Here is a 14,090-nt window from a genome sequence, read left to right on the forward strand (position 1 = left end):
TTCTTTTTATATTAATAGGGCAATGCACAGTAGCGAATGACTTAGCGCATAAAAAAGCCGCCACATGAGTGACGGCTTAGATAAGTTGTGATTAATACCACATCGCTTACATGTTGAAGTGACGATTAAAGAAGTTTGTGATCGTCTGATGTAAGTGTGTTTGTACTTTTTTACCACGCAAGCTGTGCTTAGATCCTGGGTAAGTCATCATTTCGAATGGCTTAGCATCGTCTTGCAGTTGCTTAAATAGCTTAGTTGCGTGTGTAAATAATACGTTGTCGTCGGCCATACCGTGATAGATCATCAGTGGACCTTTTAGGCCATCGGCATACGGGAATACCGCACTCATTTCGTAGCCTTTTGCATTTGTCGCAGGGTGACCTAAATAACGCTCAGTGTAGTGTGTGTCATACAGTGCCCAATCAGTTACGGGTGCGCCAGAAACACCTGCTTGGAAGTAGTCGCCTGCTTTGAACATGGTCATAAGCGCCATGTAACCACCGTAACTGTGACCATAGATACCGATGCGGTTTGCATCAACATAATCTAGTGTGCGCAAGAACTCAACACCGCGGATCTGATCTTGTACTTCAACTTCGCCTAGGTACTTGTAGATAGGATCTTCAAACTTTTTACCACGGTTGTAAGAACCACGGTTATCTAATTGGAAGATCACATAACCTTGTTGTGCCATGTATTGAAAATATAAGTTTTTGCTACGCCAGCTATTAGTTACACGTTGTGCGTGTGGACCACCGTAAACGTTAACCATAACAGGGTGCTTCTTACCTTTTTCCATGTTCGCAGGTTTGAAGATACGGTAGTGCATTAGCTGACCGTCTTCTGCTTTTAGTGTGCCGTACTCGGGCTCAACTAAGTTGCTTAGGTAAGGTGTCAGTGGGTGTTTGTCATCTAGCTTGTTTTCTTCTAACCAAGTGATGAAATCACCGTTTACTTTACGTAAAGCAACTGAACTTGGTTTGTTTACTGATGAGCTCTTATCGATAAAGGTTTTCGCGTCTTTTGCAACAACTACACTGTGGAAGCTACCTGGTTGAGTGATGCGCGTGATATGACCTTTTTTGAATAGCGGTACGCTGTAAAGGTGGCTTTCTAATGGCGTATCTTTACGACCAGAGAAGTAAACAATGCCTTTTTTCTCATCGATTGCTTTAATGCTTTCAACGATCCAATCACCTTTTGTGATTTGGCGAATAAGCGTGCCGTCTGTGCGATATAAGTAAAGGTGCTTAAAGCCATCGCGCTCTGACGCCCAAACAAAATGCTTTTTGTCTTTTAAGAAGCGAAGGTCAAAGTGTAAGTTAATCCACGTATCGCTGGTTTCAGTCAGTGCCACTTTTTGTGTTTTGCGCTTGCTGTCGTAGAAACGTAATTCAAGTTTCTGCTGAGAGCGATTTTGCCATTGGTAAGACAGTGTTTTATTGTCTTTTAACCATTTAGCGCGAGCAATATAAATATCTTTGTCTTCGCCAAGGTCAATCCAATCTACTTTTTGGTCGTTCAGCTTGACCACACCCAGTTCAATTTCTACGTTAGGTGTGCCCGTAAACGGATAACGTTGGTTGAATAGCTTTACTTCGTCAGCATAGATTTCGTTACGAATGGCTTCTTGTACTGGGCTTTCGTCGATGCGGGTGAAAGCAATCTTGCTCTCATCACCTGACCACCAGTAACCCGTCATACGGCTCATTTCTTCTTGCGCTACGAATTCAGCCATACCATTTTTAATGGTGCCGCCACCGTCTTTGCTCAATTGAATTTCTTTACCTGAGCTTAACTCTAAGGCATACAGGTTTTGCTCACGAATGAACGAAACAAAGTTACCTTTTGGCGAGAAACGCGCATCAGTCTCAAATGCTTCAGTATTAGTTAGCTTTCGGCTTTTGCCCGATGCAATTTGGTAGTAGTACAAGTCGCCATTAAGAGGGAAAAGTAATGCTTTACCATCTGTTGACCATTTGTATTCTAAAATACCACGACCAAAAATACGCTGGCGTTCACGACGTGCTTTTTCTTCGTCTGATAAAGTTTCAGGGCCTGAGAAAAGGGCTTGAGAGTCAACTAATAGGCGATTAGTGTTGTCTTTTAAGTTGTATTCCCATAAATCATAACGGTTGTAGTCATCCACTTTACCTTGCAGGTAAGTAACTCGACTGCCGTCTGGAGAAAACTTAAGTTGCACAGGGGCTTTACCAGCCAAGCCTGGATCATCAAAAATACGCTCAAGGGTTAATGGTTGAGCAACAGCTGTGGTTGCAGCGGCCATTAACGGTAAGCTTAGCGCCATTGATTTGAATGTAATGCGCACAAAATCACCTTGTTAGTTATTTAAAGTAGGGCGATGGTAGCCCCAAGCATGGGCATTGGCAATTTATTAGGATAAAGTGAGCGATATAATTTGAAGAGGATTTTAATCATGGCATTTGAATTAGCGCCTGAATTACAGCGAGATTGTATTGAACTGGCCGATTGGTCACTTTGTAAAGTGCTACTGATGAACGACAGTCAGTACCCTTGGTTTATTCTAGTCCCTCGTATTGAAGGCTGTCGTGAAATTATTGATTTAGATGACAAACTGCAAGCCCAGTTTTGGCAAGAGTCGGCACAGCTAAGCCGCACATTACAAGCGGTATTTAGCCCAGATAAGCTCAATGTTGCAGCACTTGGTAATATGGTCCCGCAGTTACACGTTCACCATATTGCCCGCTTTACCCACGATATTGCTTGGCCAAAACCAGTGTGGGGGCTTCACCCTGCAAAGCCTTACGCCGATGAGCAAATTGCTGAATTAAAAAAAGCGCTTAAGTTATAAGCGCTTTTTTGTTTTATCTACAACAATGAAATTAAAGACCTAAAACCGCTTTACCTTGTTTGAACGTCACATCTACTGGAATATTTGCAGCAGCAAGCTTATCTAAGTCAGCTTGCAGCTCCGCTTTAATATCACCATGCGTATCGATAAGCTCAGATACTTTATTGTAATCACCATCACCTTGTAGGGTTAAGATCAGGTTTGAAAGGTTAGCAATGGCTGTGGCCATTTTATCCATATTAACTTGATATAAACCTTGTGCATTTTTCGAGAAAGCGCCTTGTTCTTTGAAATAGTTAAAGCGGATCATGTTGGCTTTACCATGGGCGCTTGAGGCACCAAAACGCACAGAGCGGAAAATACCCGCCATAAAGGTGACGTAGTAATCTTCTAGCGTGCCCTCGGTGATCTCACCTTTTTTAAGTAGCTGTTCTACCATGTATAAACCAAGAATATCGGCTTTGCCTTCTTCTAACGCACTTGCATGCTCTTGTAGAGACTGACGTACCGTGCCTTTACCTGTAATGGTGTTTTTAATACCTAAACCGTGCGCCACTTCATGAAACATGGTGTTGGCAAAAAATGCATCGAAGGTGATGTGTTTACGCTGTTCAGGGACGATTAACTCATCGGCAATTGGCATCAAGATTTTATCGAACTTAGCACGCATCGCATTTTTAAGCTGTAAACGACGAGTGCCTTTTTCTAGCTGTACTTGCTCATCGTTTGGTAGGTTAATAGCAATAGTTTTACTGCCCGCGTTAGAGTGACCTGCATAGTAAATCACATCGTATGCGTTTAAGTCGGCGTCAGAGCCTGGTACTTCTTGTTTGTATTCATTAGCCACTGGTAAGCCTGTTTGCAGCTCAGGTAAGAAGGCGGCAAACTTAGCTAAACGTTCGCTCCAGGCTAAATCTTTTACGAGTACATAAGATTCAAAAGCGGCACGGTAACCAAATAATTGGTCTTCATAGGTTTCGATTGGGCCTATCACTACATCAATTGGGTTGCTTTTCATATCCATCCAAGCAAAATCAGATGGCTGATAGCTGTTGTTGATGAGTGCATCTGCGCGTAAGTTTAGATAGTTTGCAAACTCTTTGTTATCAGCCAGTTGGCTTGCTTCACGAAGTAGCTTAGCAGCTTCATTTAATTCTTTTTCAAACACTTCAGTGTATGCGGCACTATAAAGGTTGCCTTGCGGATCACGTTTGATGACAGAATATAAACCTGCTTTATCTTTAACTTCTGCGTTGTTTAACTCGTCTTTGGTTATATCTTCAGGGTAAAACTGGGCGCCTGCAGGCTTTTCTTCAAAACCAGTTAAAAATACTTTGTCGCCATTAAGTCTGTCCCAAGGTCCGTAGTTAATATCAGCGAACTGGCGTACCTTTTCGTCAGAGATTTGGCTTAAGAAAGCTTGCTTATCCATTTGAAAGCTCTGCAGCCAAAATAAGTCATCCATAATTTTTGATGCATCGATCAGTTTACCTAGCATGGCTTTTTGATTTTTACTCAAATGCGATAAGTCTGTGTTCAAAGTCACTTGGGTATAAATATCTAAACGTGCAGTGTCAGTATCTTTTAGTTGGTAACCACTTTCTGTTTCTACCTTTGAAGCTGCATTGGTGTTGTTTTCAGGCTGAGAGCAGGCAGTGAGCGCTAGAGTAGAAGCAATAACAATTGCTTGGCTGATTTTGTTTAGTTTCATGATTATTCTCAGTTTCTTGATGTGTGAAATTTTTTATTGTTATGAGATAAAAGTTGCTAAAGGCACTTTTATAAGACTATATTTTTCATAAAGCATAACACTTTATTGATATAGATTTGTTAACTTTATCCCTAACTTAGTTAATACTAATGGTATAAAAATAAGACAATACGTTTGTGCGTATCACATGTTACTCGAGGGACTCTAGCTTATGTCTACAGAAAATGCATTATTAACGATTCTAATAGATAGGATTAATAACGACACTTTGGTGTTGCCAACTCTACCTGAAATTGCAGTGAAAGTGAGACAAGCTGCTGACGACCCAGATGTAAATTTAATGCAGATGGCAGATGTAATCTCACAAGACCCAGCGCTTGCCGCGCGCATGATTAAGGTGGCTAATAGTGCATTTATGGGTCGCTCGGTGAAAGTGAATACGTTAAACCAAGCAGTAACACGCATTGGTCTAAGACAAATTAAAAACATAGCGACAGCTATGGCGATGGAACAATTATTTGTCTCAAACAATAAGCTGATCAAAACTTACATGGATAAAGCATGGCAAAAAACCTTAAAGGTAGCCTGCCAAGCAATTACGTGTATGGATTTCTATTTGCGCGTTAATAAGCACACCTCTTTAAATAAAGACACTATCACGTTGGCATCTTTGGTTTTCAATATTGGAGTACTTCCAATCTTGACTGAGGCTGAACGTCATCCGGAAGTATTTGCGAATCCAAGCTTTTTAGCGCATGCCATTCAAAAGTTGGCAGGTAAAATCGGCGGAGCAATTATGCGCGAGTGGGGCTTTACCGATGAATTTGTAGAGGTGGCTGAAAGTTGGTCAAATCCGAACTATAAACCTGATCACGTGTGTTACGTAGACTTTATTCGCGTTGGTGCAATTGCAGAGGGTATTTTGCAGGTTTCTGATAAGGCTGCGTCACTGAAAATGTATGAAGAAAAAGGAGTTATTCGTTCACTAGAGATGTTCACCAGTGATGAGTACATCTCAACCCTTGAAGATGTGAAGAGTATGTTTGCTTAATTGTCCCGCCCTAAATTAAATAAAAAGCCATTCAAGAGTGAATGGCTTTTTCGTAAGTACGACTTTTGCTTAGCTACTATTAGGTTTAACTACTAACGGCCAGCTCTTCGCTCGTTGTGTTAAGTGTTTTTTGGGGCACGTACCAAACACTATTTTTCTCTCCACTATAAGCTCTTTTTGCTACTTTGTTTGCGCATACAAAAAAGAACCAAGCGAATGGTAGCGCTACAATTTCTAGCATAATCTCAGTAAAACTATCTGCATACCAAAGCCCAAGTTGAGGGATTAATAGCGCGACGATAGAATTCAATGGGATAATTAAGCAAAATATAGTGCTGATTTTGAGTGTATAAATGGCCGTAATCGAAGGGCCCTTTATAAATGAAGCGACGACTACCGCAAAGAAAGTAACGTAGTAAATCCATAGATAAGCAATATTCACATTTAATGACGTTAAGCTAATCCACTTTGTGACTGCAAATGCCAGTGAGATAGCACAGATACAACCCAGTGCAATACCTACCGTTAGTTTAGCCAGGACTAGGCTTGACTTAGATTGTGTTGCTAACTTTTGTTTTCTGCGCTTTTCAATCCACAATAAGTTACCGGTATAAAACAGCAATGCGCCGAGTAAGCCCATAATAAAATAAGCCCATTGTCCAAGCGTGCCGCCATAACTCCCGAAGTGCAGAGCAAATAAAGAAGAGACAATACTGACCCAAACACCCTGATCACCACCTTTTATACTACTGACATTGATTTCTAGTGTATAAGGATGCATAAAAATGAAATCAGTCGTTGGACCGCGCATCATTTCTCTTGGGTGGGTAATATTCACCGAGGCGCTTGGGCTGGTGGTATTTAAACGAGATAATGCAATGCGCTCTATTTGATAGCCTGGGGCATAAGCTTGTATCTTGGCCTTGATATCATCTAGGCTTGGAAGCTCTTTGACATTGTATTGATACTCTGACTTTTGCGGCTCTGGAAATAGCTTTTTATCTCCATATACACCAAACAGCCCACCATACAAAAAGTCATGGAATGCAAACACGAACACAGTAAAAGCAATCACGATATGAAAAGGTAGGCTGCTCACGCCAATTAAATTATGGCTATCGAGCCAAAACCGGCTTGCTGACTTGTCTTTTCTAAGCGCAAAAAAGCTCTTAACCAAAGTTGGCAATAAAAAGATTAGCCCTGACACTAAAGCAATGAAGTACAAAAATGAGGCTATGCCAAGAATATAACCGCCAAATAAATGGTGACCTATTTCACCAAAAATACCGCCCGTTTGATGTAAGTAATCCAGTAAACCTGACAGATGATTGACTTGGTTAAGTTCTTTCTGAATCTCGCCATTTTCATTGAAGCCTGCATGCCAAACTTGTTCATTTACATTCACACCACGGCCATTACCTTCTTCATGCCAAGTGATGGGAGAGTGATTTTCTGAGTAGTGTAGAGTAACGGCATTGATGGCCTTTTCTTCGTTAGCAAGTATATGGTTTAGTAGTACTTGATGCTGCCCATCACTCACTTGAGCAAACTGCTTATTTGGCGGCGTGCTCCATTGATCTATGGTGTCAGTGAACATCACCAATGCACCTGCAAAGAAGCCAATAAATAGCAGTAGTCCGGTTGTTATCCCCGTCCATGTATGAAGCGTTTGATAGGTTCGGACAATATCAGCTCTTATTTTCATAGCATGCTCCTTAAGCCAATAAATATCGTGTAGATGATAACGTTTGCTGATAATAGGTAGATGAATGCTTGCTTGGTGGTTTTGAACATATAAATAAAGCTGACGATGAGCATCCAGATTGGTGTGACAATCCACATGTTAAATTGGGTTTTCCAGAATAGTCTTTGGTCGCTGAGGTTGCTATTAATACCGTCGGGACCAAACCACACGATTAACGCCACAATGCCATAGCTCAATGCTAACCCCAGAAAAACACCAACCGCTGTTTTACCCCACCATTGAGGCTGAATTTTTTGAGAAACTAGGCTCATTATTTCTTCCTCAATAACAAACTAGAAATAGGCAACAGTATCAGTGCCAACATGAACAGCATCAGCCAAAGAAATAAAATTGCAGCGCCAGTGAAAATAAAAGCAGAACAAACTGCTGAAATGGCTAAAAATATAAAACCCAAATATTTGAATTGATGAGGTAAGGGGGTTTGCAAAGTAAGCTGATGTCGATTGGTAGCATATATGAGTGACACACCAGCGGCTAAAAACGTAAGAAAAACGAATGGCACTACTAACTCCATGTATAGTGAGATATTAAAAGAGGTACAGATTATACATAGAAGTGTCGCACTATCAATGATAATGCGACTGAGAATTAATGTTGTTTGATGGTTGTGGGGTTATGCAATTTGCTTTTCAGCTAGGTTTAACTCCATCGTCGCTTTTAATAAACGGTATAAGTTAATTGACGCATCAATTTCTTCTTTACGGTTAGTAAGGCTTTCAATGTTTAAACCTAGCGGAACATTTAAATGTGCACAGCTTTGAATGATCAGATCTAAATTCTCACGACAAATACGGATTGATTCACTTAAAGGGTTTTGCGAGTCAAGCATGCGCCATTTAGTTGCCTCTGGCACCGAAATGCCTAACCATTCCATAAACTGTAGTGTTTTTTCACCGCCACATGGCGTAAAAGTAAGAATAATACGCTTAGGTTCTAGTACTTGTTGGCGACAGCTGCGTGCATAGCTGGTGATTAAATCAATCGTCGCTTGTGCATTGTAAACCGCTTGAGAAATAAAGAACTCACACCCTTGTGCTGTTTTTTCTAATAAGCGCTCATGTTCATTTCGTTTATTCGCATGGCGCTCAGCAATGGTCACGCCACCTAAGAAAAAGTCATCTTGGTGCTGTGCAATTGTTTCGTATGCTTTAGGTAAACTGAGTTTCACATCGCCATTTGAAGATGGGCTACCTACCAGTACTAGATTCTTTAAACCGTGCTGGGTTTTGGTGTTGTCAAGCCATTGGTTGAACTCGCTCGCTTCACGTTGTGCCACACTTTTATACGTAATTACATCAAGTTGCGATAGTTCTTTAACGAGCTGACTATATTCACATGGATCTACAGTATGCTTGAATGGAAAAGGGCGCGGAACTTGAGTTCGGCTGCTTTCATCTTGAATGTCGTAAATCACAACACCGTCATATTCAATCTCGTGTAAACGTCCAAGTAACTTTTGTGCAATGGTTTTGACTTGCGCTTCATCAGTCCCCATCTTTGGCGGAGTAGTACCAATTAAATATACGCCTTGATTAGGGTCCAAAATTTTCTCTTGTAATGATAAAGCCATGGTCCTCATTCCCATTGGTTGTGCTGATGAGGTAAATATAGCAGCCATTTAGACGTCTAGATAGATTTTTTTCATGAAACTTATTCAAACACTATGAATTTCTCTCATGTTGTTTTTGGGGGCAAGGGATAATTCAGTAGCTCAGATATATTTATTTACATAAATTTTGCTTGGAAATGAGCGAGTCACAGCAATTTATTGCATAATTGAAGCGATGTCATATGTGATACCAATCCTCAATAATACTCAATCATTTTGAGGGACTAAAATTGACGCTAACTTCGTTGGGAATTTCTCATTTAGAACAACTAAATAGCAAAAATTTCCGCCTTGCCTACATGGAAGTAGGTACCTCAGCGATAGCAGGATGCGTGAGCGGTGTTATCGACAAGTTTTCTTTATCTCAAAATAAGTAGCTTAATTAAGAGGAATGGTATGAAAAATAAAAACTGAATTTGGAAATCACATGAAATTTAAACTTTTGGCAACCAGCCTAGCAGTGACTTTAGCACTGTCAGGTTGTATGAGTAATAATGCACAGACAAGCAATACAGCGAATGCCGCTGTTGCATCTGCGTCTGTAGAGAACAAAGTATTTGCACAGGACTATGTACTAGAAGAACTTGAAAATGGTCTTCGTGTGATGGTCGTTAAAACTGATTACCCTGATGTTGTATCGCTACAAATTCCGGTATCAGTAGGATCTCGCAATGAAATCGAAGCGGGTAAAACCGGTTTTGCGCACTTCTTTGAACATATGATGTTTAAAGGCTCTGAAAAATTCCCGCAAGATATCTATTCAGATATTTTGAAAAACTCAGGGGTAGATAATCGAGCTTATACAACAAATGACTATACTAACTATCACCTCAACTTCTCAAAAGAGCACTTAGATAAAGTACTAGAAATTGAGGCCGATATTTTTCAAAACTTAAAGTATTCAGAAGAGCAGTTCAGAACAGAAGCACTGACAGTTAAAGGCGAGTATTTAAAAAACAACGCCAGTCCAATTCGTAAGTTGTTATCGGCTGTTCGTAAAGAAGCATTTGAAAAACATACTTATAAGCATACGACTATGGGGTTCTTCGAAGATATTGAAGCCATGCCAGATCAAATGGCATATGGTCAAACTTTCTTCGAGCGTTTTTACAAGCCTGAATATGTCTCACTTGTGATTGTGGGTGATGTTGACCCGCAAGAAACCATGAAGATGGTTAAAAAGCATTGGGGCAATTGGAAAAAAGGCGATTACCAAGCAGATATTCCGGTAGAGCCAAAGCAACAAACGCCTAAATATGTACATGAACAGTTTGAAGGTATGCCAGGTCACTGGTTATTAGTGTCTTATAAAGGCACCGCTTGGCAACCAAACCAAAAAGACCGCGCAGCACTTGATTTAATTTCTCAGCTATATTTTTCTTCAAATTCAGAGTTATATCAAGAGTTAGTGGTAGACAAACAGCTTGCAAGCCAAATGTTTACTTATAACCCTGAAACAAAAGATCCGGGTTTATTGCATGTCTTTGTAAAAGTAGAAAAAGAAGAAGACTTAGCAACTGTTCGTGATGCGATTGCAAAAACCTACGCTAAAGCACGCACTGAGCTGGTGGATGCTGATAAGTTAGCAGCATTAAAGTCAAACCTTAAATACAGCTTCATCAATGGCCTAGATTCATCACAAGCCATTGCCTCAACGCTTGCAAGCTACATGCATTTTGAGCGTGATCCAGAAGTGATCAACCAGTTATATGTGTCAGCAGATGCCATTACAGCTGAAGATATTCGCGACATTGCCAACAAATACTTTGTTGATAACGGCCGTACGACAGTGACTATGTCGGCACTTGAGACTGTTTCTGGTTTCGATAAAGAAGTGTCTGTGTCAGAACTTGCTAAACAAGCGAGCCAGCCTGTTGAACGTCACTTCAAGGTATTAGATAAAACCAATAGTTCACCATTGGTTGATGTGAACTTATTATTCTACACTGGTGCCGCAGCTGATCCGGCAGGTAAAAAGGGTGTCGCAGCATTAACAGCTGCTATGATCGCAAGCGGCGGTTCACAGACTAAGAGTTACAAAGAAATTCAAAAAGCACTTTATCCAATTGCAGGTAGCTTTGGTTATCAGCTAGATAAAGAAATGATTTCTTTACGTGGCCGTGTACACAAAGACAATGCAGAGCAGTGGTATGCATTGGTTAGCGACCAGTTGTTAAACCCTGGCTTTAGAGAAGATGATTTTAAACGTCTGAAGAAAGAGCTAATCGACGGTATTAAAGCGGGCTTGAAATCTTCAAATGACGAAGAGCTTGGTAAAGAAGTGCTTTACCACAAACTATACGAAGGTCACCCTTATGAAAGTTATAATTTAGGTGACTTGTCAGATCTTGAAGCGTTAACACTTGACGACGTTAAAGCATTCTATGCATCTCAATTCACACAAGCTAAGTTAAACGTGGGTATTACGGGTGATTTAGATAATGACGTGAAAACCCAGATGCTAAATGATTTAGCTAGCCTACCAAAAGGGGATGAAGCGCGTTTAAGCATTCCTGATGCGCCTAAACTAGCAGGTCGTCATGCGACGATTGTTGAGAAAAATGCTAAATCTACTGCTGTATCATTTGGTTTCCCAATCGACACAATCCGTAGCTCTAAAGATTGGACAGCACTTTGGTTAGTGCGTTCTTACTTTGGTGAACACAGAAGTTCAAACAGCTTCTTGTATCAGCGCATTCGTCAGGTACGTGGTATGAACTATGGTGACTATGCGTATATTGAGTACTTCCCACGTGGTATGTTCCAAACTAAGCCAGATGCTAACCTAGGTCGTTCAGAGCAAATTTTCCAAGTGTGGTTACGTCCACTTCGTTCGAACAATGATGCACACTTCGCAACGCGTGTTGCCTTGTTTGAACTTGACAAGCTAATTAAAGATGGCATGACTGAAGCTGACTTTAATGCCACACGTAACTTCTTGAGCAACTTTGTGCCTCAGTTAGTGGCAAGCCAAGATCGTCAACTAGGTTATGCGCTTGATAGTGAGTTCTACAACACAGAAAGCTTTGTTGAGTACGTTCGTAAACAACTTGCATCACTGACTGTGGAAGATGTGAACCGTGTTATTCGTGAAAACCTACAAACTGATGATGTGCAATATGTATTTATTACTGGTGACGGTAAAGACATGCAAAAACGTCTGGCAAAAGAAATGGTTTCACCTCTGAAATATAACTCAGATAAACCTGCAGCACTTATCAATGAAGACAAGCAAATTGAAAGCTATAAGCTGAACATTCCTGCGAAAAACATCGAAGTGTTAGATGTAAAGAAAGTATTTGAGTAATTAAATATTTTCACTGTCGCAGCTAGTATTGTGACAGTGTCAAAAAAGCCGCTCATTGAGCGGCTTTTTTATAATTCGAAATTAGCACAACTAAGCTTGTTTGATAGGGGTGACATTCTCATCAGCATCGCTATCATTCGTATCAGCTTCTTTCTTTGACTTTTTTGCTGGCGCACTTGGTTTTGAACCTTTAAGCACGTTTATAAAGTCATCTTTTTGTTTCGCCATTTCTAATGCCAATGACTCAACTTGTTGCTCACTCAGTGGCACATCCACTTTACCTAGCATCTCTTCTAAAGACTCAGCAACATCAAGCATTTTGTCGTAAGCATCAGCCTCTTTTTTGCTGGTAAAGGTCATGCGCTCGACTCCATTTCTTTCTACCACATACTTAACAACAACAGCCATGATACACTCCCAATTGCACTGTTTTTTTATACAGTAATCTTTTGAGGCAATTTTTGCAAGTGATAGAGAGAAGAATAATGCTTTAGTTGTATGGGTAGGAAATAAGTTTGACTTTCATATAATTGTCATCTTTATTTAATGTTACTCATATCGAGTAACTAGAGGTAAGGAGTTCTATCTTTAGTTTTAATTTTCAAAGGATTTTCCAGGAGGGAAATATGATTAAAGCAATTTTACTAGCGACTACGTTAGTTTTAGCCCCAAGTGTGTTAGCTGAAACAGCTTCACCGCAAACTTCACAATTCGAACAAACCGAGCAGCTTGTAAATATTAATCAAGCAACACTAGATGAGCTTGTTAAACTCCCAAGTATTGGTAAGGGAAAAGCAAAAGCTATTTTAAGCTTTCGAGAGCAAAACGGTCCTTTTAATGATTTAGAGTCATTACTTGCTGTAAAAGGAGTCGGAAAAGGCATCGTCGCGAAATTAGAAGGTAAGGTAAAGTTTTAGAATCTTATTTATCGTCGAGTTGTAAAAAGGGCGGTCACGCCCTTTTATAATTTTATTTTTGTTTTTTAAACTCGTTTATTGCCGCATCTAATTTGCTTTTAGTAAATGCAATTTCCAGTGGTGTTGTCAGCAAGGGGTATAAAACACCTGCTAACAATAAAGGAGGCAATAAATACCAACCTTCGAAATAAGCTAAAGAAATAAAGAAAGGCATTAAGATAGCCAGTTTACAGCAGCTTAATAATACTCTCTCAGTGGCTTCTAGCTGACTAATTGCTATTGCGATTATTTGTTGCTTTTCACGAAGCTTAAAAGGTTTCAGTTGCTCAATATTACGTAGATTAAAATGCATTAAAAATTACTTTTTCACTAATGACCAAAGAATAAACGGTACAACCAGCAAAAAACTGATTGCGTACAAACCAAAAACAACTTCCATCCAACCAGGCATGCTTAATCCGACAAACTGCCAGTCAATATTGCCACAGTCACCGGTCGCAGCGAAAAATGCAGGTATCCATTCGTGAAGTGGCATAAAATCAGGGAAGTTAGGAACAATATCGCAAGTAAAGGCAAAAGGATCAGTGGTATTTTGCATATTTATATGCTCTTTTGCCAACATGTAGCCCCAAATACTACTTACACCCCAAGTTGCAGCCCCAGTAATGCGAAGAGCTTTATTATTAGGAGAAATAAAACCAATTAAGCCTGCGGCTAAAATACCTAACACAGCTGTTCTTTGGTAAATACACATAATACAAGGTTCTAAACCCATAGCGTATTGAAAGTATAAAGCGGTTACTTCGAGCAAAAATGCTGTAAGAGCCAAAAGGCCCCATGCCTTTTTAGAGGTAGGAAGGGTGCTTAACCAGTTCATAAAATACTCTTATTGTTATA

The 14,090-nt window shown here is 40.2% G+C and carries 12 protein-coding genes; 4 read left to right on the forward strand and 8 right to left on the reverse strand.

Annotation, left to right across the window (positions count from 1 at the left end; all coding sequences use genetic code 11):
* Positions 1 to 106: 106 nt before the first annotated feature.
* Positions 107 to 2,308 (reverse strand): DPP IV N-terminal domain-containing protein, encoded by a 2,202-nt coding sequence (locus ACH784_RS04080; protein ID WP_404395177.1) that lies wholly within the window; start codon positions 2,306 to 2,308, stop codon positions 107 to 109.
* Positions 2,309 to 2,437: 129 nt separating this feature from the next.
* On the opposite strand from ACH784_RS04080, the gene ACH784_RS04085 reads away from it, so the two are divergent.
* Positions 2,438 to 2,833, forward strand: a complete 396-nt coding sequence (locus ACH784_RS04085) for an HIT domain-containing protein (protein ID WP_404393743.1) — start codon at positions 2,438 to 2,440, stop codon at positions 2,831 to 2,833.
* 31 nt (positions 2,834 to 2,864) lie between these two features.
* Here the strand turns inward: ACH784_RS04085 and ACH784_RS04090 are convergent, their stop codons facing one another.
* Positions 2,865 to 4,544 (reverse strand): Zn-dependent hydrolase, encoded by a 1,680-nt coding sequence (locus ACH784_RS04090; protein ID WP_404393744.1) that lies wholly within the window; start codon positions 4,542 to 4,544, stop codon positions 2,865 to 2,867.
* A 211-nt stretch (positions 4,545 to 4,755) separates the two neighbouring features.
* Between ACH784_RS04090 and ACH784_RS04095 the strand changes: the two genes are divergently transcribed.
* Entirely contained in the window at positions 4,756 to 5,595 is an 840-nt protein-coding gene (locus ACH784_RS04095) for an HDOD domain-containing protein (RefSeq protein ID WP_404393745.1), read from the forward strand.
* 85 nt (positions 5,596 to 5,680) lie between these two features.
* On the opposite strand, the gene ACH784_RS04100 is transcribed toward ACH784_RS04095, so the two are convergent.
* From ACH784_RS04100 to ACH784_RS04110, 3 genes are all read right to left on the reverse strand, one after another.
* The gene (locus ACH784_RS04100; RefSeq protein ID WP_404393746.1) at positions 5,681 to 7,300 is read right to left on the reverse strand and encodes a PepSY-associated TM helix domain-containing protein; all 1,620 of its coding nucleotides are present in this window, start codon (positions 7,298 to 7,300) and stop codon (positions 5,681 to 5,683) included.
* Positions 7,297 to 7,611 (reverse strand): hypothetical protein, encoded by a 315-nt coding sequence (locus tag ACH784_RS04105; protein WP_404393747.1) that lies wholly within the window; start codon positions 7,609 to 7,611, stop codon positions 7,297 to 7,299. The genes ACH784_RS04100 and ACH784_RS04105 overlap by 4 nt, the downstream gene beginning before the upstream one ends.
* 362 nt (positions 7,612 to 7,973) lie before the next feature.
* Positions 7,974 to 8,930, reverse strand: a complete 957-nt coding sequence (locus ACH784_RS04110; protein ID WP_404393748.1) for a methylenetetrahydrofolate reductase — start codon at positions 8,928 to 8,930, stop codon at positions 7,974 to 7,976.
* A gap of 466 nt (positions 8,931 to 9,396) precedes the next feature.
* Here ACH784_RS04110 and ACH784_RS04115 point away from each other — a divergent pair, with 466 nt between their 5' ends.
* Entirely contained in the window at positions 9,397 to 12,276 is a 2,880-nt protein-coding gene (locus ACH784_RS04115) for a M16 family metallopeptidase (RefSeq protein ID WP_404393749.1), read from the forward strand.
* Positions 12,277 to 12,366: 90 nt separating this feature from the next.
* On the opposite strand, the gene ACH784_RS04120 is transcribed toward ACH784_RS04115, so the two are convergent.
* A complete protein-coding gene (locus ACH784_RS04120; protein WP_404393750.1) occupies positions 12,367 to 12,684 on the reverse strand; it encodes a YebG family protein in 318 nt (105 codons plus the stop codon).
* A gap of 218 nt (positions 12,685 to 12,902) precedes the next feature.
* Here ACH784_RS04120 and ACH784_RS04125 point away from each other — a divergent pair, with 218 nt between their 5' ends.
* Positions 12,903 to 13,193 carry a ComEA family DNA-binding protein gene (locus tag ACH784_RS04125; RefSeq protein WP_404393751.1) on the forward strand — a complete coding sequence of 97 codons (291 nt, stop codon included), beginning with the start codon at positions 12,903 to 12,905 and terminating at the stop codon, positions 13,191 to 13,193.
* 52 nt (positions 13,194 to 13,245) lie between these two features.
* Here the strand turns inward: ACH784_RS04125 and ACH784_RS04130 are convergent, their stop codons facing one another.
* Together ACH784_RS04130 and dsbB are read right to left on the reverse strand one after the other, a co-directional pair.
* On the reverse strand, positions 13,246 to 13,545 hold the full coding sequence (locus ACH784_RS04130) for a DUF6170 family protein (RefSeq protein ID WP_404393752.1): 300 nt from the start codon (positions 13,543 to 13,545) through the stop codon (positions 13,246 to 13,248).
* Between the two features lie 6 nt (positions 13,546 to 13,551).
* Complete coding sequence (dsbB, locus tag ACH784_RS04135) at positions 13,552 to 14,070, reverse strand: disulfide bond formation protein DsbB (protein WP_404393753.1); 519 nt, start codon at positions 14,068 to 14,070, stop codon at positions 13,552 to 13,554.
* Between the last annotated feature and the right edge of the window lie 20 nt (positions 14,071 to 14,090).

This window comes from Pseudoalteromonas phenolica, assembly GCF_044788725.1.
Lineage (GTDB): Bacteria > Pseudomonadota > Gammaproteobacteria > Enterobacterales > Alteromonadaceae > Pseudoalteromonas > Pseudoalteromonas phenolica_C.

Coding starts and splice junctions, on each gene's coding strand:
- ACH784_RS04080 (WP_404395177.1), bottom strand. CDS start 2,308: ATGGCGCTAAGCTTACCGTTAATGGCCGCTGCAACCACAGCTGTTGCT.
- ACH784_RS04085 (WP_404393743.1), top strand. CDS start 2,438: ATGGCATTTGAATTAGCGCCTGAATTACAGCGAGATTGTATTGAACTG.
- ACH784_RS04090 (WP_404393744.1), bottom strand. CDS start 4,544: ATGAAACTAAACAAAATCAGCCAAGCAATTGTTATTGCTTCTACTCTA.
- ACH784_RS04095 (WP_404393745.1), top strand. CDS start 4,756: ATGTCTACAGAAAATGCATTATTAACGATTCTAATAGATAGGATTAAT.
- ACH784_RS04100 (WP_404393746.1), bottom strand. CDS start 7,300: ATGAAAATAAGAGCTGATATTGTCCGAACCTATCAAACGCTTCATACA.
- ACH784_RS04105 (WP_404393747.1), bottom strand. CDS start 7,611: ATGAGCCTAGTTTCTCAAAAAATTCAGCCTCAATGGTGGGGTAAAACA.
- ACH784_RS04110 (WP_404393748.1), bottom strand. CDS start 8,930: ATGGCTTTATCATTACAAGAGAAAATTTTGGACCCTAATCAAGGCGTA.
- ACH784_RS04115 (WP_404393749.1), top strand. CDS start 9,397: ATGAAATTTAAACTTTTGGCAACCAGCCTAGCAGTGACTTTAGCACTG.
- ACH784_RS04120 (WP_404393750.1), bottom strand. CDS start 12,684: ATGGCTGTTGTTGTTAAGTATGTGGTAGAAAGAAATGGAGTCGAGCGC.
- ACH784_RS04125 (WP_404393751.1), top strand. CDS start 12,903: ATGATTAAAGCAATTTTACTAGCGACTACGTTAGTTTTAGCCCCAAGT.
- ACH784_RS04130 (WP_404393752.1), bottom strand. CDS start 13,545: ATGCATTTTAATCTACGTAATATTGAGCAACTGAAACCTTTTAAGCTT.
- dsbB (WP_404393753.1), bottom strand. CDS start 14,070: ATGAACTGGTTAAGCACCCTTCCTACCTCTAAAAAGGCATGGGGCCTT.